We start from the raw sequence: 25,028 nt of genomic DNA on the forward strand, positions 1-25,028 counted from the left end.
TCATTGATGCGCATCTGCTAATGTATTTGTCATCACGATTCCAGCTATCCGCGCGAGGAAAGAGGGAAATTCGATGACCACAGCACACGCCCAGCACACCGGCCACGACCATGTGCACGGCCCGGACTGCGGGCACACGGCGTTCCAGCACGGCGATCACATCGACTACGCCCACGATGGTCATCTGCATCGCGAACACGCGGGTCACTATGACGAATGCGAGCGGTCCGAACACTGCGAGTGCCGCGATCACCCGCACCGGCACGGTCCGAACTGCGGCCACGAGGCCGTCCAGCACGGCGACCACGTCGATTACCTGCACGACGGCCACCGTCACGCCGCCCACGACGGTCACTTCGACGAGCACTGATTCGCGTCGGTCTCCGGTTCTAGAGTCGGGCGGGTGATCGACGAACTCGAGATTCGTACCGGAGCGGGAACCTTCGACGTACTGGCCGCTGGCGCTCCCGGCGGACGGGAAGTGCTGTTGCTGCACGAGTTCCCCCAATGCGCACGGGAGTGGGAGTTCCAGCTCCGCGTGCTCGGCGGCGGCGGGTGCCGCGTCGTCGCGCCCGACCAGCGCGGGTACTCGCCGGGAGTGCGGCCGGAGCGAGCCGCCGACTATCGGCTCGCGGAACTGGTCGGCGACGTGGTCGCGATAGCCGACGCGCTGGGGTGGGAGCGCTTCGACCTGATCGGCCACGGCTGCGGCGCGCGGGTCGGATGGGCAGTGGCGGCGGAGCTGCCGGAGCGCGTCCGCACGTTCAGCGCGGTGTCGCATCCGCATCCTTCCGCGCTCCAGCAGGCGATAGCCGAGGACGAGGATCAAGCGTTGCGGTCCCACCATGTGATCGCCCTTCGGCAGCCGCGCACCGCGGAGCGGGCTCTGCTCGCCGACGACGCCGCCGCGCTGCGCCGGATCTTCGAGTGGAAGATCCCGGAGGAACGCGTCGAGGATTACGTGGGTCGGTTGTCGCGGCCCGGCGCGCTCACCGCCGCGTTGAACTGGTATCGCGCCATGGACCTCGCCGGTCCGACCGGCCCGGTGTGCGTTCCCACCTTGTACGTATGGGGCACCGAGGACGCGACCTTCGGCTCCACCGCGGCGCTGGCGACCGGAAAGTACGTCTCCGGCCCGTACCGATTCGAGATGCTCGAGGACGTCTCGCACTGGGTTCCGGAAGAGGCGCCCGAGGCGCTGACCCGCCTGCTGATCCAGCACCTGCTCGCCCATCGCGGGTGAATGCCTCGGCGGCGCTGTTCATCCCGCCGTTCCCCGCACACGGTGTGCGGACGGAGGGAAAGCTGAGTCTCGTCCACCGACAAGCAAGGGAGGTGAACCGTGGAGGTCAAGGAAGTCAATCGGCGAACCATCGCCCAGTTCCGAGCGGGCGGCGAGATCGAGGGCATGCAACGCGACCGTCTGATCTTGCTGACCACGATCGGCCGCAGAACCGGCGCCCCGTACACCACCCCGCTGATGTTCCACCACGACGGCGACCGCCTGCTCGTCGTCGCTTCCAACATCGGTGCGCCGAAACATCCCGACTGGTACGCGAACCTGCGGGAGAACCCGCGCGTCACCGTCGAAGTGGGCGAGGAGAGCTATCCGGCGCTGGCCACCCCGTTGACCGGCGACGACCGTGCCCGCACCTGGGCGATGCTGAAGAACGCCTACCCGTTCTTCGCCGAACACGAGATGCAGACGTCCCGGGTCATCCCGGTGGTCGCCCTCACGCGGGCGTGACGAGCACCGGACTAGCGGCGGGCGCGCGTGTCGGCCGCGTCGACTCGCCGGTCGGCGACCAGGTCGAGCAGGGCGGTCAGATTGTCGGGGTCGGTGGGGTCAACGGCCCCTTCCGGTAGAGCCAGTTCGGTGAGCCGTTGGCCACGGTGGAAGGCGGCGGGGCGCAGCGGCGGCGCGTCGTCGGGTTGCCCGAGGATGGTGGCGAGGTTTCCGTCGTTGTCGTAGACGGCGTAGTAGCGCATTGGTGGGCTCCTCAGAGGCCGGTCGAGGCGGTCATCCAACTGGTGTTGCTGGTTCTCCTGGTCGCGAATCGTGATGGGTGACGGCGTTCGAGCTTATCCACACGTTCGAAGCTGAGTGTCGGTTTGCGCACTAGTTGCGTTACCCATTCTCGCGCGGTTTCCGCGGCATCGCTGCACGTAGACCGGTATATGGAGACCGCGCGGGATGGTTTGCCCGAGTTAGGCGCACACGGTGGCGAAGGCCGCCCAGAGCACCGGGGAATGCTCGATCCGGCCGGTGTCGCGCCATGCGCTGAGACGGTCGCGCTGCCACTCGGCGATGGCGGTCACGGGGTCGGGTCGCTCGTGCGCCTCGTCGATGGCGCAGATCGTCTCCTGGAGCGGGTGGGCCTGCGCCGGTGCGCCCGCGATGCGCTGAAAGGCGAGATCCGTGGGCAGCGGCCACCGGCTGGCGGTGACCAGTTCCGCGCCGCCGGTGATCATCGCGGCGGTCAAGCCGAGCGCTTCGCTGAACCGCAGGTCGCCGCCGCTCTCACAGGCGATCAGCGCGACCCGGCTCGGCATCGGCCACAGTCGTTGTCCGGCCACAGGTTCCGATTCGATGGTGTGCGTTCCGAGCAGGAGGTCTTTGGCCGAGAGCGGCCGGTGGGTGCGGGACGGTTCCGCGAAGCCGACGGCATCGGCGGTGCAGGCGAGATGCAGTTCGGCGTCCTCACTGCGACCGGATTCGGGCGCGGCGGCGGTGACGTGTCCGACGTAGAGCAAGCGGCTCGCGCCCGCGCGCAGGACGGAGCCGAGCCAGTCGCGATCGACATCCGTGCGCCGGAAGGCCTCGACCGGGTCCGCTACCGCGGGGCGCAAGCGGTCGTTCGCGGTGTACATCGCCATTCGTTGTGCGAGGGGGGCTTCAGCGGTCATCCGGCCCAGCACCGAGCCGAGCGTCGAATCGGCGCGGAAGCCGGGAACGCGCGGATCCAGCACCGCGACGACCGGCCGCGCGGCGGTCTCGGTCCAGGTGCGGGCGACCCGTCCGGGCGCTTGCGCGACGCCGGCAGGCGCGAGCAGGCTGACGTCGGCGATGTCGATCAGCCGGACGTCGCGATCCGGCGCGACGAGTTCCCACGGCACCTGGGCGACACGCGGTGACGGTTGCAGCCGGATATGCGGGCGCACGCCGCGCTGCCACAGCTCGTAGAGCTGTGCGGCCAGGCCATAAGGCAAAAGCGCTCGCGAAAGCGCCTGTGCGACGGCATATTCCCGTTCGTAGTCGGCGAACGCGCCGGTGGTGAGCGCCTGCTCGAGACCGCCGGGCTCGGCGGGGCGCGGCAGCGCGTCGGTGAGCAGTCCGACCGCCCGCATCGCCGCGTCCTCCGGGAGCACTCCCGCGCCGCGAGGCGCGCTGTCGTCGACCCATCGCCACGACACGTAGATGTCTCCCGCGTCCGCCATGCGGACCAGCACCGTCGGTCGCGTCATACCGTCAGCACCCGATCGTCGCGGATCACCCGGCCGTAGCGCTGTTCGGCGGCGGCGATGAACGGCGCGAGCGCGATTCGGCCTTCCGCGGCAAGTGCCAGGCGCGGTGGCGGAGCGACCGGCAGACCCGCTCCGGCCGCGACCTCTGCCAAGGCGGCGCCCAGTTGCAGGGCGGCGTTGCCGGGATGATCGGTGAAGTCCTCCGGCGGGTCCAGCAGATCGAGCGGAAGCCGTGTGGGAGTCGCCCGTTCGGTGCGATCGAGCGCCAAAGCTGTCCCAGCGCATTGTGTTTCGACCAAGTCGGCGACGAGGGCACCGTTGCCGGAAAGGTAGGCGAAGCGGAACGCAAGCCGCATCGCGGGGTCGGCGATCTGCCGGTTCCACTGCTCGCGCTGCGTACCGTTCGGCAAGGTGTGGCGCACGGCGTCGATGGCCAGGGCGGCGGGAACGGCGATCCCCACAGCGCGCCCGAGCAACTCCGCGGGCGGCGACTCGGACGCGTCGATCGCGCCTTCCAGCAGCGTCGCGTGCCAGAAATCGAGCTGGGCGCAGTGCAGGCCTAGGCCACGCTCGGCATAGACCGCGAACGCGGCGGCGAGCAGTTCCTCGCACGCTGCGACCCGCCCGGACTTGAACGCCACGGTGGCGGAACGAATGCGCAGGTCGGCGGCATCCAGTACGGCGCAAGACGTGACGAAATACGAGAGGCTCCGCCCGTAGAGATCCTGGGCGTCCGCCAGATCGCCGCGGCCCTCGGCGAGAAATCCCATGGTCTTGAGTCCGACCCCGGCCCTATACCCCAGCCCGGCCTGCTCGAAATAGGCCTGACTGGATCGCAGCGGCGCCTCGGCCTCGTCGTACCGCTCGAGGCGGACGAGCATGGTGGCGAGATTCTGTTCGGTCTCGGCGACCGCGTTGCGGTCGCCCGCGGACTCGAACGCGGCGAGCGCTTGCCGCGTGAAATCGACGGCCAGGTCGCGGCGTCCGGTCTCGAAGTAGGTGGCGGCGAGATTCATCAGCGGATGGCCCGCCAGTTGCGGCGCGAAACGCCGTGCCGCGTCGAGTGATTCGGTGGCGATCTCGGCGGCGTAGGCCCAGTTCTGCCGGTGCAGTGCGACGGCGGTCAGGGAGAGCAGGCAGGCCACGCGCAGCACACCGAGATCGGTGTCGGTGTTGTCGGCGAGCAAGGCGCGTGCTTGTTCCAGCGCCGCCTGCGCCGCGTCGAGATCGCCAAGATGCTGGAGCGCTTGCGACATGTTGACCAGGGCATTCGGGCGCAATCGCGGTGCGTGTTCGGGCATCTCGGCCAACGCCGAGCGGTAGAGGGCGAGCGAGGCGGCGTGGTCGCCGAGTTCGTCGGCCATGCTCGCGGCGTTGATGATCGCGCCGAGCCGGATATCGCCGGTTGTTCGTTCAGCGGCGTCCTCGAACAGGCGTTTCGCCTCGGCGGGGTCGCCGCGGGTGTATGCGGCGGCGCCAGCGGCGAGCAGTTCCCGGCCGTCGTCCGGAGTCGCCTCGGCCATATCAGAAGTCCGAATCCGATGCGGCAGCCGCGATTTCCGCCAGCAGGAGCGAGTCGGCGGGGTTGCCGGATGCTTCGTCCGCGCGGTGCAGCCGCGTCGTGACCAGGTCGCGAATCCGAGCTCGGCGCGTCGCCGCGTCCGGCTCCTGTTCGTCCACGCCGACGCCCGGGACGTAGATGTGCACGGTCACGCCCGCTTCCGCTCCGGCCGGGGCCGTGCTCTCGGCCCGCCAGAGCTCGCCGTCGCGGATCAGCGGCACGTCGGCGGCGTCTGCCTGAGTGCGAATTACGGCCCTAGGGTGCAGGTGCGGTGGTATGTCCGTTGGCGAAAGTGGGGCGGCGACCGCGCTCACCCGCACTATCGTGGTCCCCGCCGCGCGAACCACTTCCCAGGACACGGCGCGCTCCGAGGCGTCGAGCAGGCCCGGCGGGCAGCGATGCCAGTCCCAGCCCGCGCTGCCCCTGGCCAGGACGAGAGCGCCGGGCGCGACGATGGTGGCCGGTCCGGCGGCGAGCGCGTAATCCTCCGCGCGGCCGAGTGCCGGTGCGGCCGTGCGTTCTTCGGGAGTCGCGTCGGCGCCGTCGACGATCAGATCGCATTCCTCGCTCAGCGTGGCTATCTCGTCTTCCAGCAGGTCTTCGTCCAGCGGGGCGATGCCGTCCAGAGTCGACGCGGGCCACCAGCGTGCCGCCCAGCGGGCGTAGCCGAGCCGCCAGGCGCGCGCGGCGAGGTCGGGCAGTGCGGGCTCGGCCGTGTATTCCCCTTCGCTGCCGCTCGTCTCGTCGAGAGCGATGGCCACCTCTGGGCCGTACACCGCCCAGATCCACTCCTGTGCGAGGTCGAGGTCGTCGAGTACCGCCGCCGGGGTCGTCTGCCCGCTGAGCAGGCTCCACGTCAGATGCCCGCCCGCCACCTCGAGCACGAGCACGTCCACCCCGGCCGCGCCGTCCACGACGGTCGGGGCGTCGTCCGGCGCGATGATCCACAGGCCGTCGCGGCGGCGGATGCGTACGGTCGTCATCAGCTCGCCTTCGTTTCCGCCGCGTCCGGCTCACCCGCGTTCGCCCGCACGCTCAGCGCCCGCTTGACCCGCGTGCGATGGTCCAGGATCACCGAACGCGCCACACCGTCGAGCAGATCCCACAGCTCGTCCGGATCGTGGACGGCGAACTCCCGGACATCTCTGCCGTGCAAGCGAACCCACAAGCGCCGCAGGTACGGCTGCCACGGCGTGATCAGCTCGGCGGCGATGGCGGCCAGCGGACCGGTGGGCCGCTCGGCGGACACCACCAGCCGCCGCGCCTGCAACACGTATGCTTCCCGCTGCCAGCGGCTGTTCACCACCTGATGCGCCGTGGATTGCGTTGTTTCCGTGGCTGTTTCGGCTAGACGTAGCCGCGGTCGGTCCGTCGACCGTTCACGACGGTGCTCGATGGGCGCCAAACCGGTCGCCAGCGCGGTCCCCGCCGTCGCTGTTACGCGCAGCGACTCGTCCAGCAGCGCCCACGGTGCACAACTCCGCGCGATCTCGGCGTCGACCAGCTCGGGGATCGGCGGCAGCTCCGCACGCTCGGTGGATGCCTGGAGCACGGTGAACACCCGCTCGTACACGGTGCGATCGAACGGGAGCCCGAGGGTCGATTTCGAGGCCGAAGAACCGATCGCGGGGCGCGGCGGCACCGGATGCGTGGTCAACCCGAGTTCCTGAGCGGACGCGTCCTGCCACAGCCGGATCCCCGCGTGCGTACCCGCATGGGCGGCGATCATCCGGTCCAGGGTCTCCTGTCCGTCGGCGTCCTCACCGAGTCGTGCGGCCGCACAGGCTTCCAGCAGCTCGTCCACCTCCGCGTCGTGGTCACCGCCCGGCGGGCCGGTGAGCGGACGCCGCCGCCAGGCCAGCTCGAGCAGACCGGCCAGCTCCCGTTCCCGCTCGCGGTCGGTGAGGTATTCCTTCAGCGCTTGCGTGGTGCGTCCGGCGGTGTACTCGTGGATCTCGCGCAGTGCGTCCTCCGCGACTCCGCGCGCCCGCGCCGGATCCGGCATACTCGAGGTGGTCGCCAGCTCGAAACAGCGCTGGAAATACAGGTCCTGCGGGTGCCCCTCGGTGATCCGCAGCGTCCGCCGCACCTGCTTGAGCACCGTGAACCAGGCCGCCGTCGCACGCAGTACATCGGCCGCCGCCTGAATGCGCGCCTCCAACAACACCGCGCCATCCGCCGTCAGGATCGGCCCCGCGCACAACGGATGCTGCACGGGCCGGATCACCAACGGGTCGAGCACGAGCTTCACCGTCCGGCGCAGCGGACCCCCGTGCGGGCCGCTGAGCGGTTCGACACCCTCGAGCCTGCGCCACACCTCATCGAGCACCATGGCGCGCGGTCGTCGCATGCGTGCAGTGTATTGCCGCGACTCTCGTCCCGGCGGGTTCGCGGCAACCTCACGATGGATTCCTCGGCGTCGGTCGAACACGAACCGGCGCCGCAAGCAGTCGCGCTGCTACCTGTGCGGAGTACTTATCTATTCAAGGGCTCCGAGGTAAGCCGTCACCACCAGGAACGGACGTTTCGTATCGGAAGCCGAATTGTCCGCACTCACTGTCGGTTTCAGATCTGCCAGTCGTAACATTCAGCCGCTGACGGCCGAAGAGAACCCTGAACAGGAGGAGATTCTATGAAGAAAGTGTTGACTACCGCTGTACGCGTCGCGGCGGCCGGTGTTTCGGGTTTGGCATTCGTCGCAATTGTCGGTTCCGGGACCGCCCAAGCGGCGCCGCAGGATTGCGTCGTCGAGCGAGACCTTTTCGGTGCGTCGGCGACTTGCCAACCCGACGGAGGAAGCAACTACGTCTTGCACGTCGACTGCTTCGGCCTCTACGCCAGCGGGCCGTTCCCGCAGTATGGTGTCGGCTCCTACCAAGCGCTCAGCTACCCCTTCACGCCGAGCGGTCAGCGCGTCACCACGGGATGCACGGGAATGGGTCCCGGTGTGGTGGCGGTGGCGACCAACGCTTACGTCGAGATTTATCGCGGTTAGGTTCTGTCTCGAAGTGGTGTGACTTCGAACTGGGTGTGGCTTACCACACACCATTGAATCCGGGGCCTAAGGTCTGACTCGGTCCGCCCATCGGGGGCAGCTGAGTGGAGGGATTCGAAGATGAAGTTCGAGAAGATCACCGCTGCCGTTTTCCTGGCCGTCTCGGCCGTGGGTATCACCGCGGCGACCGCCCATGCGGAACCGGCCATAACGGAGCAGCCGACTGCGGGGTACACAACTTCCGGTGTGGATCAGGGAATCCCCTACCGGATAACTGTTTCGCCAGTCGACGGCGTCGTTACCACTACCGTCGAGAACGGCAGGTTCGAGATCGCGCAGAACGGTGCGGTGGTGCTCGAGTCCGGCGACGGAGCGGCCCTGACCGAGGTGCCGCAACAGTACGCCGTCGACGGGCATTCGATCGCGATCGCGCAGCGCATCGGCGCGGACGGCCGCACCCTGACCTCGACACCGACCGCAGAAGATACCGCGCAGCTGAAGGACATCAGCTCCTACGACCGGCTCAAGGAGCAGATCAACAAGAACCTGCCCGGCGTCGTCGCCGGTGCCATCGTGGGCGGGCTCCTCGGGGCGTGCGTGATCCTGGTATGGGGAGTCAGCATCCCCATCGGTGCGCTGATCGGTGGAACCATCGGCGGATACGCCATGGGCGGCCCGGAGTTCCTCGATGCCGTACAGGGGTTCGTCGCCAACCAGGGCAGGTGAGATAGCGGCCGACTCGACACGGCCGGTCGCCCGCGGACCCGGCCGCACTGTACGAGCCCTCCCGCTGTGCACGACCGCGACGAGGACATCACTGGAAGGTTCGCAGTCTGCGACGCCCATGTTGTGCCGATGACACCAGATCTAGTGACACTAGATTGTCAAGCAATGCTACAGTCGGTCTATGGGGATCCAGACGCGACGAGAGCGTGAGCGCGCCGAGCGGCACCGGCTGATCATCGACACCGCTCGGGAGTTGGCCGAGTCGCAGGGGTGGGACGCGGTGACTGTGCGTAGGTTGGCGGAACGGATCGAATACAGCCAGCCTGTGCTGTATTCGCATTTCGCGGGTAAGGACGAGATCGTGTCGGCGGTCGCCGAGGACGGTATCGCGGAGATGGCCGCGTGGAGCCGCGCGGCGTTGGAGTCCGCGGGCGGCGAGCCGCGCGCGGCGTTGGCGGCGGTGGCGCGGTCCTACCTCGAGTTCGCTGCCGCGCGGCCCGCGCTCTACGACGCGATGTTCCTGATGAAGGTGAACCTCGCGTTCGGCGAGAATGCCTCGCAGCCGCTGCGGGACGCGTTCGCCGTCATGTTCGCCGCCTTCTCACCGTTCGCGGGCGAGCACGATCCGGAGACCTTCACCGAGGTCGGCTGGAGCGCCCTGCACGGCTTGGCGACCCTGGATCGCGGCGGACGTCTGCGACCGGCTCAGCGGGACGCCCGTGTGGCGGTGTTGATCGACCAGTGGACCCGGTAGAGCTCTGCCGTGGTGAGCGGGCCGATCCGGGAGTCGTCGTTCCTGGCCCGGCCCGCGCGTATTCGAACCGAGTCATGCCCAGAACTATTGTCCCTCGAAGACTCTGACATCCCTGATTTCGTCGCGTAGTTCCGCACACGGGTGATGACCCGATTCGCGGTTTCGGCGAGCCGCGGTTTCCGTCTCCGGTGCGCCGAATTCAGGTCGGGCCGGAAACGACCATTTTTGCTCCATCGCATCGCGCGGTATGCGGCATAGGAGTGCTCTCTGCGGGTGGCCTCGGTGTGCGGCCGTGATGCCGCCGCCTGAGCTGCGGCGGCGTCGCCGGGCAGCAGGTCGGCTCACCGGCGTCGGGGTGGGGGCGCGTCGGGTGCCGTCGATCGCCGACCCCGACGCGGTCGGGCTGGCCGCAACCCGGTCGACGAGGAGCGGGACCGTCAGGAGCCCCCAGTGGATCCCGCAGGCCGAAGACCTACCGACGTTCGGTGACCGGCTTGCCGGGCGACGGTGTCCGCTCGGTCGCAACGCGCATGTGCGGCTTGCTGATCCGAGCGGGACCCTGCGGTAGCGATCTGAAATCTAGCAAAGCTAGACAAGATAGCGAGCGAATGTTACCGTTGCTCCAGTTCCTAACAATGCTAGAATTTGGAAAGGCAGCCGAGAATGCTCATCGTCACCGGCCAGATCATCGCCGCCGCCGCCGTTGTCTCCAATGCCATCGTCTATGGCACCGATGTCTCCGTGGCCATGATCACCCGATCGGTCTACCGCAAGCTCGATGACGCGACCGTGACCATGAGTGCGGGATGGGGTCACTACTACGGCGACAGACGCATGCCGGTCGTCGGCGTGGTCGGTGTGGTCAGCGCGGTACTCACGCTGCTGATCGCGCTGTGGGCCGGGCAGATCGGCGCCGCTGTCGCGGCGGGGATCACGGTGGCGGCACTGCTCACCTGGCTGGCCTTCTACGTCCGCATCGCCAAGCCGATCAATTCCCAGCAGACCGCCGCCGCGCGAAGCGGCATCATCCCGCCCAATGCCCGTGCCCTGCAGGACAAGTGGGACAGCATTCTGAAATACCGGGTCACCCTGCAGTTCGTCGCCATTGCCGGACTGTGCGCCGCGCTGATCCTGTTCTGACCTCAGAGCACGCGGCAGGCAACAGCTTGCGCTTCCCGCGCCCGACAACTCACAGCTGATCGCCGGGCGCACATCTGATATCGAATCCACCAAGGAGTAACCGACATGACCTTCACCATCAACGAACAGCAATTCCTCGCCGAGGCCGGGATCGGTCGGCTGGCCACGGTGTCGCCCGACGGCGTCGTGCAGAACAACCCGACCAGCTATCGGGTGAACGCCGACGGCACGATCGACATCGGCGGCATGCGGATGCGCGCCAGTCGAAAGTACCGCAATGTCGAGGCGGGCAGCCGGGTCTCGTTCGTCGTCGACCAACAGGTTTCCTTGGAGCCATACGTGATTCGCGGCATCGAGGTACGCGGCACCGCCGAGGCGCTCGATGACGAGGAGCCACCGTTCCCTCCCCAGGAACGCGCGATCATCCGAATTCACCCCGAACGGGTCATCTCCTGGGGCATCGACGGCGGACCCTTCGACTTCACCAGTCGCCGCGCCGAGTAGCCAGGAGTGCCGATCGGCGTAGCGGGTGTGCGAGTGGGGCGATCGTCGCAACCTCCCGAATCGGGAGTGTTGCGACGATCGCGTGAGCCCGCCATATCCGGGCCGTAGAGCCTCGTTCCCCACTGGTCGGGCGCGCCCTCGCCGTCGGCGGCGCACCAACCGAGTGTTGTCCGAGGCAATCGCGGTGGCGGCGCCGCCTGACGGCTTGACCCTCACGCAGCGTGAGGCCGGAGGGTGGGGTGCATGAGTGATTACTACAACGCGTTCGAGATCAGTCCCGTGCCCGCTCCCGGCCCGGACGCGGTCCCGCCGGGGCCGTTTCGTGGCATTTATGGAATGCCCGCGTTCGTGACTATCCCCACGAGCGATTTGGCGGCGTCGGTGGATTTCTGGATTCGTGGGCTCGGGTTCTTCGAGCTGTTCAGCATTCCCGGCAGAGTTGTGCATCTGCGCCGGTGGGCCTTTCAGGACGTACTCCTCGTCCCGGCGGGGAGCGTTCCGGGGCAGGCGCCGGCGGTGAGCTTCAGTTTCGCGTGCGTGCTCAGCCAGATCGATTCCCTTGTTGAGAACTGTCGTGCGTTGCGCCCGAACTCGGTCGAAGGTCCACGGGATACCCCGTGGAACACCCGGGACGTGGAGGTGATCACCCCCGAGAACGCGCGGATCGTTTTCACTGCGGCGAAGCCCTTCGATCCGGCCAGTCAGGAGGCGCGGAATCTCGAGGCCGTCGGGATCACCCCACCGGGTGTCGGTCGCGGCGACAATGTTGAGCATGCCTGATGCCACTGACGCCGATGGCCTGACTGTCGGTCAGGTCTCGACGCGTCTGGGCGTGACGGTCCGCGCGCTACACCACTGGGATGAGATCGGTCTGGCGCGCCCGTCGCTGCGGACGGTTGCCGGATATCGGCTCTACACCGCAGGTGATCTGGAACGCCTGCACCGCATCGTCGTCTACCGTGAGCTCGGTCTCGGCCTGGACAGGATCCGGGCCATCTTGGACGATTCGGCCGCAGACGTGCCCGGCGCATTGCGCGCGCAGCGCACCCAGATCGCCGAACGGATCGACCGGCTCCAGCAACTCGGCGCCGGACTGGATCGGATGATCGACGCCCACGAGCGCGGCCTGCTGCTGACCGTGGAGCAGCAGGCCGCGACCTTCGGCCCCCAGTGGCAGCCGGACTGGCCCGCCCAAGCCCGTCAGCGCTACGGAGACACGACGCAATGGCAGCAGTACGCCGAACGCGCAGCCTCTCGCGGTCCGGAAGAATGGCAGGCCATCGCCGACGCCATGGCCGATATCGAGCGCGCCCTCGGGGATGCGATGGACGCCGGTGTCACGCCTGGGAGTCCGGAAGCGAATCAACTCGTCGAGCGGCACCGCGAAGTGTTCGCTTCGTACTTTCCCCTCACCAGGCAGATGCAGGTCTGTCTCGGCCGCAGGTACGAGGCTGACCCGGGATTCGCCGCCCACTACGACGGCATCCGCGCAGGCTTTGCCACGTGGTTCCGTCGAATCATCGACGCCAGCGCGCGCGCCCACAACATCGACCCGGACACCGCGAACTGGGAGTAGAGCGGGGGCGGAGTCATCCGAAACGGATGAACGATCGCACGGGTTGTCAGAGGCCGCGCAGACCTTTGCCGAAGACGACGGTGCCCATGATGAGCAGCACGATGGCCAACACCAAGTGGCTGTTGGCCTGGAGCCGATTGCGGAGGCGTTCGAGCGGGGTGCGTAGCCGGTCGGCGGCGAGGATGTAGCCGAGAATCACGGCCAGCACGCTGGAGGCGGCGAGCAGAGTGAAGACGGCGACGGCGACCACCTGGCCGCCGATGCTGGTGTCGCTGGAGCCGATGATCACGCCTGCCGACAGGCACAGCAGCAGATTCTTCGGGTTCACGGCCGACAACAAGATCCCCAGCCCGGTGGCCCTGGCGACAGTGAGTCGGTCGACCGCGCGCATCCACCCGGGTACCTCGGTATCGGTGCGCGACCGCCACTGTGCCACGGCCAGCGCGAGGAGCAGTATCCCGAGCACGATCTTGACCCATGCGCCCGCCGTCGAGGGTTGCCGATCCGCCGAACCACCCAGCGACCCGGACAGCAGCGCCACAAGCGTTGTCGCCGCGAGGATGCCCACGACCCAGCCGAGCGCGAACCCGCGACCGGCTCCGCCCGCGTGGGCCGACAGGATCATCAAGATCGCCGCGATGATCGGAATCGGTGAGATCGCGACCCCTACCGCGAGAGGCAACAGATCGCCCAGGACAGCGCCCATCTTCCGAACCCTAGAGCAGCCACCGGGCCGTTCAGGGGATGCGGACCTTTGTCGGCGGCCTTCGTAACCACCCTGTGCCCCTGGGCGAGGCTCCGCCGTGGCGATATCACCCTGGAGAGAGGAGGACAGATGACCCGCCTATTTCGACCGCCAGAAGCTCGGTGCCGGTGCCCCCACCACGCAGCGGTCCGGCAGTTCCAGGGTTGGGCCGCCCAGTGGGAAATAACGTAGAAGTTGTCAACGATGGCTCGACACGAAGGACAGTGAGGACGATGGCACGTAGTTGGAAGGACGTGAAAAATGACGTGCATGCGCAGGGACTCATTGATCCGGCGCATGTCGCCGAGGCAAAGCTAGAGATCGAAGGGGCGCAGCGGGCTTATCGGCTGGTGCAGGTCCGTAAGGCTCCTGACAGGCTCCCCGGCAGCACCGGAGGGACTCCTTCCGGAAAACCTGGCGGCAACCGGTAGGCAGCGACCAAAACTGCAGGAGATACTGTTGGAGTTCGATATGTCGAAGCTGACCCCCGCGGAACGCGATTTCGTGGACGGAGCTCTCGCCAGCTGGGTGGGAGTCTCGACGAACGCGTCGATCCCCGTGCGCGCACTGGGGTTCGCCGATCGTGATCGGTTCGATGACGAAACCGCCAGGCTCCGTCACGCTGTCCGCGACGGCGCCATGCTGACCGAGGTCGAGACTGCCAGGGTGCTGTTTCTGAGCGAACTGGCATTCGGCAGCGACCTGTTCGGCGCGGGTGTCGAGTTTCAAATCGTCAACGGAATACGCGACGCCGAAGCGATCACGATCCTGCGTTCCTTGCAACGGAAGCTCCATACTCGTGCTGGAGCCAAAGCGCTGTTCGAGCCCGAACTTTATGCACCCGAATAATTCTGAGCCTCATGGTCCGTCGTACAGTTTCTCGTTCATCGCCCGTGTGGGCGGCTACCTCGCGATACTGGACGCCCACGGCGTCGCATGGACTCGTCTGGAATCGGATGACCCAGGCCATGTTCTCTACGACGATCCCTACCAGGTCATCGTCACCCCTCGCTGATTCCGCCTCGGACGTATGTGGTTCGCATGGTGGGAAGACCACGAGTGGCACATGGTTGCGGCAAAGCCCGAGAAGCCCCTCCAGCATGTGCCACTCGCGGGACCTCTTCCTGTTGGCGTTGAGCGTTCATGGTCCGTCGTAGAGGCGCTCGTTCGGCAGCCGACGTAGGCCGGTCGTGTCGCCGGGAAGCACCTCGACGGAGTCGACGAACTGTCGTCGGTGCTGCTCCTGGAGGAACCATAGTGCTGATGTGAGGCAGGCGGCGAAGTCCAGGCGGTGACCGTCGATCACCACCGCCAAGCGCACGTCCGGCTGCTCCGGGTGCGGCGATACCTGCTCTCGGGTGTGGTCGAGGGCGGGTTGGCGTTTGCGCCGTACGGCAGATTCCGTGCGGGCGGCTTGCATGAACACTCCTTGACGGTGGACTTCGGGAGGAGCGACGGGCGTACCGTCACCCTCCGATTTCCTGATTCTGTACAGCGCCGCTATGTAGGTGGCGCAGGTCATGGGCGGGCAATCTTGGTGATGGTGGTAGGCCGTGCGCGCGGCCTCGTAGCTTTGCATCGGCCAGTGCGGGTTGTTGTGGTCCAACCACGAAAGCGTCCGCGCGAGGACGTTGGTGTCGTAGCACGGTCCGCTCGGGTCGGCCTCGGCATCGCCGTTGGCTGCCATCCTGTTTCGAACACCTCCCGCGAAACGGCGGCACGGAGCCGCCACGGAATTTCGGAGTTAAGTGCGTATGGCCGCCGCCCTTTAGATGGACGGGCAGCGGTTACGCCGGAATCAGTTCCGCGTGCACCCACGGCTCGCGGCGCGGCTCGGTGAGGTCACACATGTGCTGGACATCGGCGTCGGATGGGAGCGGTCGGCTCGCGGCCAGGTCCAGATAGAGCTTTTCGGCGTAGGTGACGCGGTACTCCAGGATGGCGGCGCTCACGAAGAAACAGATCGCGAGCCACGAGACGACGCCGAAGGCGATGAGCGCGGGCATCATCGCGTTACCGGCCATAGCGCGGAGCCGTAGCAGTCTGCGACCCCACGTCGGACCATGCCCGCACGGCATCGACGACAGCAAGGCCGGACGGTAGGAAGGCGTTCCGAGCCGGGACAATCCATTGCCGGATGGAGCCGTTCGGGCTAGGGGAGGGGAGTGCGATAACGGCTCCCTCTCGCGCGATGCTCACGTCCCTGCGGAACGTCTCGGCGAACAGTTTGACGTCGTCGTCTTCGATGTCGGGACTGATGAGGAACGTCCAGCGACCCGAACGCGGGTGTCCGACAATAGGTCCGAGCGCGACGCCTCTGCTCTGCATGTGCGCTTTCACCGCTCGCCCCAACCTGCTGGGCATCGTCACCGCCCACACCGATCCGGCGCGCAGCACGATCCGGCCGAGTTCCGGTGGGTCGATCACGGCGTTGAAACCGCAACTCCTGCGGTAAAACATGCAGCGGGACAGCGGCGTGTCCCCGAACGCATCCTGTTGGTCCATCAAAGACCTCTGCTCACATCGAATGACGGTTAGGTGTGCGCCCAGCCCCGTGCCCCTACCGATTCCGAGTGCGGAGGACTCCTCCACCCCTACTGGGCGCACTGTCCAGGACATCATGAGCAGGCCAAGATGGCATTGCCATTTCGGATTTCACGAAAAACTCTGCTAAACATGCAGGACAACAGCCATACTGGCAAAGTTGGATGTCCAAATTGGCAATGACAGAGCGCCAAACTGAACACATCTAGGGGGAACAGAATGGTAGGAAGCACGGCCCGAAAAGCTCTACCCCGTAGGGCATTGGGCCGGTACCTCCGCGAGCAACGCAACGGCCAGGGCCTCAAGCTGGCGGACGTCGCCGGGCTCATGGAGTGGAGCATCAGCAAGCTCGGCCGCATCGAGCGCGGCGAAGAAGGCAAGCTGCGGAGAGCCGATGTCCAGCAGCTATGCGAAATTCTGGGCTTCAGCGACGACCGAACCGCCGTCATGGTCGGACTCGCGCAGCAAGCTGATGTGAAGAACTGGTGGCACGCTTTTGGTGATCTCATCCCCGATGGCTTCGTGATGTATGTCGACATGGAGTCGTCTGCCCATGAGATGACGATCTACCGTCCGGACCTGGTTCCAGGCTTGTTGCAGACGGCCGGCTACGCCCGGGCACTGGACCGGATCTACTTCCCGCATGATTCGGAAGACGAGCAGGAGCGGCGGATCCGACTCCGAATGGAGCGGCAGTCCATCCTTACCCGGAAGACGAAGCCGACTCGCATCGACGTGGTGCTACACGAATCGGTGCTGCACACGATTGTTGGCGATCCGGCGACCATGGCCGCGCTGCTGCGTCACCTGGCGGACATGAGTACTCGACCCAACGTGAGCATCCGGATCTTGCCGTACACCGCTGGCATTCCGATCGGCGTACCTATCGGCCCGTTCGTGATCCTCGACTTTGCGCCAGATGTAGAGGGCGTTACCGAACCGACCGTGATCTACGTCGAGAACTTCACTGGAGACTTGTACCTTGAGCGTGAAGAAGACGTGAACAGTTACCGTGAAGCGTCTGCAACGATCCAGCGTGCTGCGTTGGACGCCGTGACTAGCCGGGACATGCTCCGGCGGGTAGCAAGGGAGTTTTCGTAGTGACCGTTGATTTGTCCGGGGCGCGTTGGTTCAAGAGCAGCCGCAGCTCGGGAGGCAAGGAATGCGTCGAGGTGGTGTTTCTTGACGGTGGTCACGTCGGCGTCCGCGACTCGAAGAATCCGACCGGCCCCGCACTGGTGTTCGCACCCGGCGAGTGGGACGCGTTCACCGCTGGCGTGAACGACGGCGAGTTCGAGCGCTCGTAGGAGTAGCAACAACTGCGGCCCGGCCCGCTGTCCTGGAATGGACAGGAGCCGGGCCGCTTTCGTTGAGATTGGCGGCGCTGTGTGGCGGTGTGTCGCGCTGTTAGGTGACCGCGGATCGGGCAGGGCATGCGGACGGTTCAGCCGTGTGGACCGGGCGGTCGAAGTTTGCGTGCTGGCGACTATGCGAGGCGCACATCCGCGGTCGCGAGTCCGAAGATCTTGCGCCCTGCGGATTTGGCGACGATGACGATGACGGCGGTCCTGGTGTCGGGGTCGACCGACTTCACGCGCCCGGTGAACTCGACACTTCCGGCGGAGGCGGCTTCCACGATCGTGTAGTTCGAGAGCCGGACCGCGTACCTGGTCATCGCGCCCGGGTCACCCAGCCACTCGGTGACGAAGCCTGCTCCCAAACCCATCGTGAGCATGCCGTGCGCGATCACGTCCGGAAGGCCCGCGAGAGCGGCGATGTCGTCGTGCCAGTGGATCGGGTTGGCGTCTCCAGCGACGCCGGCGTAGTTCACCAAATCGCCCCGCGTCAGCCGCGCGATCCGTGCGGGAAGCTCGTCCCCGACCGAGATGTCCTCGAAGCGGATGCCGGTGCGCGGAACTCGCGTCCGGACGGTCGTGGACTGATGTGGGCGGGGCTCCGAAACCGGATGTGTCACCGTCTGCCTGTCCGCCGCTGCCTGGCCTGCGGTGGCGGTTCGGGAGGGCACGTCGATACCGTGCATGACCACGCGCTCGATCGCGCCGCTGATGCCCGCGTCGACGTCCTCGCCGGTGATGCCGACGACGGTCGTGTGCATGACCTGCACAACCCGGCCTGTCTGGTCGGTGAAGGTGTTCTTGACGGTGAGCAGATCCTTGCCCGCTATACGGCGAACCGAAGCGAGCTCGACATCGCTGATCAGCCGGTCACCGGCCACCACCGGGTGGTGCAGCTCGAAGACCTGGTCGGTTTGAACGAACACGTCGTAGCCGGTGATGACACTCTCGAAAAGCTTGCGGTTGGCGAGCATCGCGGCGATCGAGATGAATGTGGTCGGCGCGACCAGGCCCGCGTACCCGAGCTCGTCGGCAGCGTCCTCGCTCCAGTGCGCGGGGTGGAAGTCCTGCACGGCTCGCGCGTACTCGCGGATCTTCTCCCGACCCACCTCGTAATAGTCGTCCACGCGATAGTGATGGCCCACTTGCCCGGCCACATCGAATGTCGCTTCCACCAAGCCGCTCCTCGCTTCAGATTCCTACCAGCCGCCCAATCGGGTAATCGCAGAACCCGACTGCATCGAATGGACACCACTCTTTCACGACGCACGGCTAGGTCCGACAGGACAAGTCGAGGATGCCGACCGTCGGTACTCCGAAGTGTTTCGTGCGTGACTCCACGTCGCTTCGTGATCAGCAGCGGGTAGTCGCACGTCCTCTACCTGCGTAAACGCCGAAACCTGGGATCGGTAGGGCGCGAATCGTTCCTACCTTTTTCTCAACGGCCCGACAGGAGGCCGGAGGAACAGAACCAGGGGCGCCGCCCCTCGAACGACAAGGACACAGACCATGAACACCACTTCGCTCCGCATCGCCGCCGCCGCCATCGCCGCTGCCGCCGCAGTCGGCGTGCTCACCGGATGCGGTGACAGCAAGGGCAGCTCGCCCGCCGCGCCCTCCTCGGCGCAGCCTGCGGCCCCGGCGGGCAAGTCGGTCGCTTCGGTCGACGGCAAGGCCTTCGACGCGAAGTTCGACACCACCTGCGCCAAGCAGGGCGGCACCCTGGCGCTCGCGCTGACCGACATCGCGAACTCCGCCTACGGCAACCTCTCGGTGAGCGCGACCATCACCGACGCGAACACCGTGCAGGCGGTCGCGATCGCGGGCAGCAAGGGCGGCGACAACGGCCTGCCCTACGCGGTCGGCTTCGGCAACGGCATGCCCGGCGGCTCCGCCAAGGTCGTCAAGGACGGCAACACCTTCAAGGTCACCGGCGAGGGCGTGGGCGCCCCCGACTTGACCAACCCGCTGGCCGGGCCGAAGACGTCGAAGTTCGACATCACCTTCGCCTGCTCGTCCATCGTCGGCGCCTGATCGCCGCATGCCCTCCGATCCGCCCCCGTCATCCAGGCGACCTGCCGGGATGACGGGGCGCGGTGAAATCTCGACTCTCACAAAGGAAGTGCCATGAAGAAGATCCGTTCGACCGCCCTCGCCCTCGGCGCCGCCGCGATCGGCTACTACGTCTACCACGCCGTGACCTACGTCCCCACCAGCGAATGGGAGCCCGCGGGAATGGGTTGGCTCGGCGTCGAAATGGCGCTGCCGATCATCGCGCTCACCCTGATCCCCATCGTGTTCGCGTTCACCGGCGAAGGCATCCTGAGCGCGCTGACCGGACGCAACAGCGCGGAGTTCCGCGACGGGCTCACCGGCCTCGGCACCGTCCGATCGGTGCGGCAGACCGGCGTCACCGTCAACGACCAGCCGCAGGTCCACGTCGAGTTCAGCGTGGAAGGCTCGGACGGCAAGATCTTCCATTCCTCCGCGAAGATGATCGTGCCGCTCACCGAACTGGCCCTGCTGCGCGCCGGGGTGGTGCTGCCCGTGCGTTACCTGCCCGGCCGGACCGACAAGGTCGAGGTCGACCTGTCCGGCGACGCGGCCGCCGCGCAGCACGCGATGAACGAGTCCCTGATCCGCAAGGGCATCACCACGCGGCACAAGCTCGACATCGCCGAGCGCGGCATCGCCACCCAGGCGGTGGTGCAGTCGCTGTCGGTCACCGGCAATATCCGCGACGGACACTCCGAGGTCGAACTCGGACTGGTCGTCACCCGGCCCGATGGCTCGAGCTTCGCGACCCGCGTGACGAAGTTCCTCGCACCGGCCAGCGTCGGCCGCGTGCAGGTGGGCCGGGTACTGCGGGCGCACTACCTTCCCGAGAACGAAAGCGAGGTCGTCATCGCCCTTCCGGTGAACGCCTGATGGGTGAGCCGGACGAAGCCGCCTTTCGACACCGATGCCGCGTCGATTCGAGATCATCGAATCGGCGCGGCACTCGTTTGTTCCCAGCTCTGGCGGCCCGGCAATTTGAGGGTTACCTAATTGGGCGGTTGTTCACTTTGCCGTCCCTTCCGGATTGTCCGGATGGTTTACCGTGCGGCCATCGGCCAAACCCAGGAGTCACCGTGAGTCTTCAGCCACTCGCCCTTTTCGTGAAGCACGACGGACAGTCGTCGCGCGCTGCCGTGACATGTGAGTACAAGTGCGCGAACGCGTGCTTCCACGAGGCGCCGAACACCTCCTCGGGCGCCTACTTCGGTGACATCGTCAGCTCCCTGAACCGGCGCGGACTGATCAAGGGCGGTGCGGCCGCCGTGCTCGCGGTGGGTGCGGGCAGCGTCCTCGCGGCCTGCGGCGACGACAGCGAGCCGACCACAGTGGGCTCCACCTCGCCCGCGGGCCCGCCCGGAACCGGCACCGACTTCGCCGCCGTCGCGCCGAACAAGGAAGACGCCGTGGTGATCCCGGACGGCTACGAGCAGTCCGTCGTGATCCGCTGGGGCGACCCGCTGTTCCCGGACGCGCCCGCCTTCGACTTCGACAAGCAGACCGCCGCCGCGCAGGCCGAGCAGTTCGGCTACAACAACGACTTCGCCGCCCTGCTGCCGATCGAGGGCCAGGCCAACGGCTACCTGCTGGTCGTCAATCACGAGTACACCACCAGCCCGCACATGTTCCGCGGCTACAACAAGGACGCGCCGACCGACGAGCAGATCGCGGTCACCATGGCCGCGCACGGCTTGTCCGTGGTGGAGGTGAAGGGCGAAGCCGGTTCCGGCAAGCTCGTTCCCGCCTTCGGCAAGTACAACCGCAGGATCACCGCGAGCACCGAGTTCAAGCTCACCGGTCCGGCCGCGGGCAGCGACTTCGTGAAGACTTCGGCCGATCCGACCGGCACCAAGGTGCTCGGCACCTTCGCCAACTGTTCGGGCGGCCTGACGCCGTGGGGCACCGTGCTGTCCGGCGAGGAGAACTTCCACGGCTACTTCGCCAACGCGGACAAGGTGACCGAGTCGGCCGCCGCGGCGCGGCTGAAGCGCTACGGTTTCGCCGCGGGCAAGACCACCAACCTGTGGGAGCGCGCGGACAAGCGTTTCGATCTGGCGCAGGAACCCAACGAGGCCAACCGATTCGGGTACGTCATCGAGGTGGACCCGTGGGATCCGAACTCGACGCCGATCAAGCACACCGCGATGGGCCGGGTGAAGCACGAGGCCGCCACCATCTACGTCACCAAGAACGGCGACGTCGTCTCCTACACCGGTGACGACGAGAAGTTCGACTACATGTACAAGTTCGTGTCCTCGCGCACGATCCAGCCGGGCACCGGCGCGGCGAGCATGCGGCAGAATCTGACCATCCTGGACGCGGGCACGCTGTACGTCGCCAAGCTCGCGGGCGATCACGCGGACAAGATCGACGGCACCGGCGCCAAGCCGTCCGACAAGGGCTTCACCGGCACCGGCCAGTGGATCCCGCTGCTGGAGACCGGCGCGGACGGCAAGGGCAAGTCGCTGGTCGAGGGCATGAGCGCGGAAGAGGTGGCGGTCTTCACCCGCCTGGCCGCCGACAAGGTGGGCGCGACCAAGATGGACCGCCCGGAGGACTTTGAGGCCAACCCCTACACCGGCAAGGTGTACGTGGCACTGACCAACAACGACAACCGCGGCGCGGACGGCAAGCAGGGTCCGGACGAGGCGAACCCGCGCAAGCTGAACAAGAACGGCCAGATCCTGGAGATCGACGACAACCACACCGGCACCACGTTCACCTGGTCGCTGCTGCTGGTCTGCGGCGATCCCGCGGCGGCCGACACCTACTTCGCCGGATACGACAAGTCCAAGGTCAGCCCGATCTCCTGCCCGGACAACCTGGCCTTCGACCCGTACGGCAACTTGTGGATCGCCACCGACGGCAACGCGTCGAAGTCGAACGACGGATTGTTCTCCGTGGTGCTCGACGGCCCGAATCGCGGCCAGACCAAGCAATTCCTCACCGTCCCGCGCGGTGCGGAGACCTGCGGTCCGGTGGTCAGCGAGGCGCGGGTCATGGTGTGCGTGCAGCATCCCGGCGAGGCCGACGACGCCACTCCGGAGAACCCGTTGTCGCACTGGCCCGACGGTGGCACGGCCCAGCCCCGCCCCTCGGTGGTGGCGGTCTGGAAGAAGGCCGGCGGCCGCATCGGGGTCTGATACCACAGCCGCGGCACCCCCGGCCCCCTGCAACCACGGCCACCCTCCGCGGCTTTCCCCACGAGTGGAGCCGCTACTCGACTGGGCGGGTAGCGGCTCCGCTCCTACCCGCTGCCGGTGCCGCTCATGTTGGCGTAACCGGCGAAACTGCCCTGGGCGCCGCTGTAGACGTTGAGGTCGACGCGGCCCGCGATGCCCGGAATGGTGCCGCTGTCGGTGGTCTGCCAGAACGTCCAGGTGGACCAGCCGCCGGGGACCTCGGGTTGGGGGTTGCCCCGATAGTCGGCGATCCACAGCGGGTACTCGGCGAACTCGTCGGTGTCGGCCATCGCGGTACGCCAGAAGTTGGGGTAGGTGTAGACGATCGGGACGCGGCCGGTGAGCATTTCCACGGTGTTCAGATAGCGGCGGGTCCAGTCGATCAACGCCGCGGGGCCGAGACCGCCGGTGTTCTCCAGATCCAGCACCGGCGGCAGATCGAGCGGCCCGTTCTGTCCCAGCGCCACCACCGCGTACAGCGCGGCCTGCGGTTCGGGCGGCAGGTTGGGCCGGGCGTAGTGGTAGGTGCCCCGAGCCATTCCGGCCGCGCGCATCAGCAGGCTGTCGGGCACGAAATACGGGTTGACGTAGCTGAGCCCCTCGGTGGCCTTGACCATGGCGAAGTCGTGGCCGGAGCGTTTGACCGCGAACCAGTCGATCACGGTCGCGTCGGTGTGCTGCCACGAGGAGACGTCCGGACCGGTCGGCGCGGCGGTCGCGGGTAGCGTGGCGGCGAAGATGCCGGACAGCGTGATCAGTGACAGCGCCGCGCCGCGGCGAGTGGTCGACCTCCAGATGTCCATGCCGCAGGACGATAGCCATTCGCTCTGGCTGTTACCAGTGTGACGGCTGGGGTGTCAGAACTGTTCTGAGCTTTCACCCCATCCAATCCAGCACCGACGCCGCCGTCCACGACTGCTGCATGCTGCCGAGCGGTTCGCCGGTGAACGGCTCGTAGTACTCGGCGAAGCTGCCGTCGCTGGCCTGGCGCAAGCCCTCGGCGCGCAGCATGAACGACCGCTCGGCCCAGCCACGCCGAGCGAAGACCCAGGAGAACAGCCAGCTCATCACCGGCCACACCGGCCCGCGCCAATACTCGCGGGAACGGAAGTCCTTGGACACCGGCGAGGTCGATGGCGGCAGCGCGTAACGCAGATCCGGATGGCCGCAGAAGCGCGGACCCTCGAACAGGCGCAGCAGAGCGCGCTCGGTGTCGCGGGGGAGGCCGCCGCACAGCAGCGGCGCGAACATCGAGAGCGTCTCGGTGTTGATCCACCGCTGCAACCGCACGTCGAAATCGCGGGCCGCGCCGGTGCGGGCGTCGGCCGTCGCGACGACGCCCGCGCGGAACCGGTCGGCCCACGCGTAGAGATCGCGCACGTCGGCGTGGGGTTGCTTGTACTCCTCGCCGATATTGGCCAGCACCTCGCAGGCCAGCGCGAAGATTCCGGTGACGAACACGTCCTCGACGGCGAAGCTCATGGTCGAGGCGAGCTGATAGTCGTCATAACCCGCTCGGCGCATCTGCTCGACCAGCCACAGATAGCGGTCGTATTCGCGGTCGGTGGGGCGCTGGGTCGGGTCGGAGACCACCAGCACGTCCTCACGGCGATAGGGCGGCAGATCGCCGGGGACCACGTGCTCGTAGGCGCGATCCCAGCGCGGCGAGTTGTCCATCCCGGACTCCCAGCCGTGATACAGCGTGATGCGGCCGGTCTCCTTGGGGTCGCGGGCATGCGCCAGCCAGCGGTGCCAGCGCACCAGATCCGGCCAGCGCCGGTTGAGGAACTCCTCGGCCACGGACCTGGTGCTGCGGCCGTGCCTGCGGGAATGATCCAGGATCCGCTGTACCGCGATGGCGTGCACGGGCGGCTGGGTGATCCCCGAGGTGTCCGGGCCGTCCGGCGCGTTGGCCGCCAGCTTGCGGCACTCCCAGCGGGCCGGGCCGGGGAAGTAACCGTCCACGCCGTTGGCGAAGACGATGTGCGGGATCATGCCGTTCTTCCACTGCGCGGACAGCAGGGTGTCCAGCTCGACCACGGCCCGCTCCACGCTCAGCGGCGCGAGCCCGACCGCGACGAATGCCGCGTCCCAGCTCCACATGTGCGGGTACAACCGGGGCGCCGCGCTGGTCATCGTGCCCAGGTCGTTGCCGCGCAGCAGGTAGGCAGCGCGGGCCGCGAGCTGAGTGGGGGTGAAGCCCGGATGTGCCATCCCCCTATTCTGCGATGTCACCCGCAGATATGCCCGCTCAGCGGTGTCCGTTTCGTCTCCATCCGATCGGCCTGTGGCCGCTTCGTCTTCGGCGGTTCTCACTTTCGCATGCCCCGTCCGTGATTCGCTGCTCGAGATTCTCGCCCCGAACCAGCCTGCATCGCTAGTCGTTCGTCCAGTGCTACGGGTTTTTACGCCTTCTTCACCCAGCC

General features: G+C 67.0%; 28 protein-coding genes. 16 read left to right on the forward strand and 12 right to left on the reverse strand.

From position 1 onward, the window contains the following. Nucleotides 1–73 precede the first annotated feature (73 nt). The 3 genes from ACIA5H_RS09665 to ACIA5H_RS09675 all read left to right on the forward strand — a co-directional run bounded on the left by ACIA5H_RS09665 (nt 74) and on the right by ACIA5H_RS09675 (nt 1,747). A complete protein-coding gene (locus tag ACIA5H_RS09665) occupies nt 74–370 on the forward strand; it encodes a hypothetical protein (RefSeq protein WP_355071217.1) in 297 nt (98 codons plus the stop codon). A 33-nt stretch (nt 371–403) separates the two neighbouring features. Continuing rightward, the gene (locus ACIA5H_RS09670; RefSeq protein ID WP_379249430.1) at nt 404–1,243 is read left to right on the forward strand and encodes an alpha/beta fold hydrolase; all 840 of its coding nucleotides are present in this window, start codon (nt 404–406) and stop codon (nt 1,241–1,243) included. 99 nt (nt 1,244–1,342) lie between these two features. Beyond that, the gene (locus tag ACIA5H_RS09675; protein WP_397075171.1) at nt 1,343–1,747 is read left to right on the forward strand and encodes a nitroreductase family deazaflavin-dependent oxidoreductase; all 405 of its coding nucleotides are present in this window, start codon (nt 1,343–1,345) and stop codon (nt 1,745–1,747) included. Nucleotides 1,748–1,758: 11 nt separating this feature from the next. On the opposite strand, the gene ACIA5H_RS09680 is transcribed toward ACIA5H_RS09675, so the two are convergent. The 5 genes from ACIA5H_RS09680 to ACIA5H_RS09700 form a co-directional block, all read right to left on the reverse strand. Continuing rightward, a complete protein-coding gene (locus ACIA5H_RS09680; RefSeq protein WP_355071223.1) occupies nt 1,759–1,989 on the reverse strand; it encodes a hypothetical protein in 231 nt (76 codons plus the stop codon). Nucleotides 1,990–2,208: 219 nt separating this feature from the next. Then, nucleotides 2,209–3,465, reverse strand: a complete 1,257-nt coding sequence (locus ACIA5H_RS09685) for a CHAT domain-containing protein (RefSeq protein ID WP_397075174.1) — start codon at nt 3,463–3,465, stop codon at nt 2,209–2,211. Beyond that, nucleotides 3,462–4,988 carry a tetratricopeptide repeat protein gene (locus ACIA5H_RS09690; protein ID WP_379249424.1) on the reverse strand — a complete coding sequence of 509 codons (1,527 nt, stop codon included), beginning with the start codon at nt 4,986–4,988 and terminating at the stop codon, nt 3,462–3,464. The genes ACIA5H_RS09685 and ACIA5H_RS09690 overlap by 4 nt, the downstream gene beginning before the upstream one ends. Before the next feature lies 1 nt (nt 4,989). Continuing rightward, a complete protein-coding gene (locus tag ACIA5H_RS09695; RefSeq protein ID WP_397075177.1) occupies nt 4,990–6,009 on the reverse strand; it encodes a hypothetical protein in 1,020 nt (339 codons plus the stop codon). Beyond that, nucleotides 6,009–7,358, reverse strand: coding sequence for a hypothetical protein (locus ACIA5H_RS09700; RefSeq protein WP_397075486.1), 1,350 nt, complete (start codon nt 7,356–7,358; stop codon nt 6,009–6,011). Before ACIA5H_RS09700 ends, ACIA5H_RS09695 begins: the two co-directional genes overlap by 1 nt. 300 nt (nt 7,359–7,658) lie before the next feature. Between ACIA5H_RS09700 and ACIA5H_RS09705 the strand changes: the two genes are divergently transcribed. The 7 genes from ACIA5H_RS09705 (at nt 7,659) to ACIA5H_RS09735 (ending at nt 12,721) form a co-directional block, all read left to right on the forward strand. Further along, nucleotides 7,659–8,021, forward strand: a complete 363-nt coding sequence (locus tag ACIA5H_RS09705) for a hypothetical protein (RefSeq protein WP_356963064.1) — start codon at nt 7,659–7,661, stop codon at nt 8,019–8,021. Nucleotides 8,022–8,141: 120 nt separating this feature from the next. Further along, the gene (locus ACIA5H_RS09710) at nt 8,142–8,747 is read left to right on the forward strand and encodes a hypothetical protein (RefSeq protein WP_379249421.1); all 606 of its coding nucleotides are present in this window, start codon (nt 8,142–8,144) and stop codon (nt 8,745–8,747) included. A gap of 181 nt (nt 8,748–8,928) precedes the next feature. Continuing rightward, on the forward strand, nt 8,929–9,501 hold the full coding sequence (locus tag ACIA5H_RS09715) for a TetR/AcrR family transcriptional regulator (protein WP_397075180.1): 573 nt from the start codon (nt 8,929–8,931) through the stop codon (nt 9,499–9,501). A 663-nt stretch (nt 9,502–10,164) separates the two neighbouring features. After that, complete coding sequence (locus ACIA5H_RS09720; protein ID WP_397075183.1) at nt 10,165–10,641, forward strand: DUF1772 domain-containing protein; 477 nt, start codon at nt 10,165–10,167, stop codon at nt 10,639–10,641. Nucleotides 10,642–10,746: 105 nt separating this feature from the next. Further along, complete coding sequence (locus tag ACIA5H_RS09725; protein ID WP_397075185.1) at nt 10,747–11,145, forward strand: PPOX class F420-dependent oxidoreductase; 399 nt, start codon at nt 10,747–10,749, stop codon at nt 11,143–11,145. Nucleotides 11,146–11,481: 336 nt separating this feature from the next. Then, the gene (locus ACIA5H_RS09730; protein ID WP_397075188.1) at nt 11,482–11,925 is read left to right on the forward strand and encodes a VOC family protein; all 444 of its coding nucleotides are present in this window, start codon (nt 11,482–11,484) and stop codon (nt 11,923–11,925) included. Next, nucleotides 11,918–12,721, forward strand: a complete 804-nt coding sequence (locus ACIA5H_RS09735) for a MerR family transcriptional regulator (protein WP_397075190.1) — start codon at nt 11,918–11,920, stop codon at nt 12,719–12,721. The genes ACIA5H_RS09730 and ACIA5H_RS09735 overlap by 8 nt, the downstream gene beginning before the upstream one ends. Before the next feature lie 46 nt (nt 12,722–12,767). Here the strand turns inward: ACIA5H_RS09735 and ACIA5H_RS09740 are convergent, their stop codons facing one another. After that, a complete protein-coding gene (locus tag ACIA5H_RS09740; RefSeq protein WP_397075192.1) occupies nt 12,768–13,427 on the reverse strand; it encodes a GAP family protein in 660 nt (219 codons plus the stop codon). A 543-nt stretch (nt 13,428–13,970) separates the two neighbouring features. Here ACIA5H_RS09740 and ACIA5H_RS09745 point away from each other — a divergent pair. After that, nucleotides 13,971–14,315 carry a hypothetical protein gene (locus tag ACIA5H_RS09745; RefSeq protein WP_397075194.1) on the forward strand — a complete coding sequence of 115 codons (345 nt, stop codon included), beginning with the start codon at nt 13,971–13,973 and terminating at the stop codon, nt 14,313–14,315. A 292-nt stretch (nt 14,316–14,607) separates the two neighbouring features. On the opposite strand, the gene ACIA5H_RS09750 is transcribed toward ACIA5H_RS09745, so the two are convergent. From ACIA5H_RS09750 to ACIA5H_RS09760, 3 genes are all read right to left on the reverse strand, one after another. Further along, entirely contained in the window at nt 14,608–15,153 is a 546-nt protein-coding gene (locus ACIA5H_RS09750; protein ID WP_379249406.1) for a hypothetical protein, read from the reverse strand. A 100-nt stretch (nt 15,154–15,253) separates the two neighbouring features. After that, nucleotides 15,254–15,490: a hypothetical protein gene (locus tag ACIA5H_RS09755; RefSeq protein ID WP_397075197.1), complete on the reverse strand. Its 237-nt coding sequence runs from the start codon at nt 15,488–15,490 to the stop codon at nt 15,254–15,256. Continuing rightward, nucleotides 15,480–15,971, reverse strand: coding sequence for a DNA-directed RNA polymerase subunit beta (locus tag ACIA5H_RS09760; RefSeq protein ID WP_397075199.1), 492 nt, complete (start codon nt 15,969–15,971; stop codon nt 15,480–15,482). The genes ACIA5H_RS09755 and ACIA5H_RS09760 overlap by 11 nt, the downstream gene beginning before the upstream one ends. A gap of 300 nt (nt 15,972–16,271) precedes the next feature. On the opposite strand from ACIA5H_RS09760, the gene ACIA5H_RS09765 reads away from it, so the two are divergent. Continuing rightward, the gene (locus tag ACIA5H_RS09765; protein WP_397075201.1) at nt 16,272–17,111 is read left to right on the forward strand and encodes a helix-turn-helix domain-containing protein; all 840 of its coding nucleotides are present in this window, start codon (nt 16,272–16,274) and stop codon (nt 17,109–17,111) included. Continuing rightward, on the forward strand, nt 17,111–17,317 hold the full coding sequence (locus ACIA5H_RS09770; RefSeq protein ID WP_397075203.1) for a DUF397 domain-containing protein: 207 nt from the start codon (nt 17,111–17,113) through the stop codon (nt 17,315–17,317). The genes ACIA5H_RS09765 and ACIA5H_RS09770 overlap by 1 nt, the downstream gene beginning before the upstream one ends. A gap of 179 nt (nt 17,318–17,496) precedes the next feature. On the opposite strand, the gene ACIA5H_RS09775 is transcribed toward ACIA5H_RS09770, so the two are convergent. After that, nucleotides 17,497–18,543, reverse strand: a complete 1,047-nt coding sequence (locus tag ACIA5H_RS09775) for a fused (3R)-hydroxyacyl-ACP dehydratase subunits HadA/HadB (RefSeq protein WP_397075205.1) — start codon at nt 18,541–18,543, stop codon at nt 17,497–17,499. A gap of 331 nt (nt 18,544–18,874) precedes the next feature. Between ACIA5H_RS09775 and ACIA5H_RS09780 the strand changes: the two genes are divergently transcribed. The 3 genes from ACIA5H_RS09780 to ACIA5H_RS09790 all read left to right on the forward strand — a co-directional run bounded on the left by ACIA5H_RS09780 (nt 18,875) and on the right by ACIA5H_RS09790 (nt 22,563). Continuing rightward, nucleotides 18,875–19,399 carry a lipoprotein LpqH gene (locus tag ACIA5H_RS09780; RefSeq protein WP_397075207.1) on the forward strand — a complete coding sequence of 175 codons (525 nt, stop codon included), beginning with the start codon at nt 18,875–18,877 and terminating at the stop codon, nt 19,397–19,399. Between the two features lie 93 nt (nt 19,400–19,492). Continuing rightward, complete coding sequence (locus ACIA5H_RS09785; RefSeq protein WP_397075209.1) at nt 19,493–20,293, forward strand: hypothetical protein; 801 nt, start codon at nt 19,493–19,495, stop codon at nt 20,291–20,293. 203 nt (nt 20,294–20,496) lie between these two features. After that, nucleotides 20,497–22,563 carry a PhoX family protein gene (locus tag ACIA5H_RS09790; RefSeq protein WP_397075211.1) on the forward strand — a complete coding sequence of 689 codons (2,067 nt, stop codon included), beginning with the start codon at nt 20,497–20,499 and terminating at the stop codon, nt 22,561–22,563. A gap of 104 nt (nt 22,564–22,667) precedes the next feature. On the opposite strand, the gene ACIA5H_RS09795 is transcribed toward ACIA5H_RS09790, so the two are convergent. After that, nucleotides 22,668–23,405: a glycoside hydrolase family 25 protein gene (locus ACIA5H_RS09795; RefSeq protein WP_397075213.1), complete on the reverse strand. Its 738-nt coding sequence runs from the start codon at nt 23,403–23,405 to the stop codon at nt 22,668–22,670. Between the two features lie 73 nt (nt 23,406–23,478). Then, nucleotides 23,479–24,816: an MGH1-like glycoside hydrolase domain-containing protein gene (locus ACIA5H_RS09800; RefSeq protein WP_355071273.1), complete on the reverse strand. Its 1,338-nt coding sequence runs from the start codon at nt 24,814–24,816 to the stop codon at nt 23,479–23,481. Nucleotides 24,817–25,028: the final 212 nt, after the last annotated feature.

This window comes from Nocardia sp. NPDC051900 (assembly GCF_044452545.1).
Classification (GTDB): domain Bacteria; phylum Actinomycetota; class Actinomycetes; order Mycobacteriales; family Mycobacteriaceae; genus Nocardia; species Nocardia sichangensis.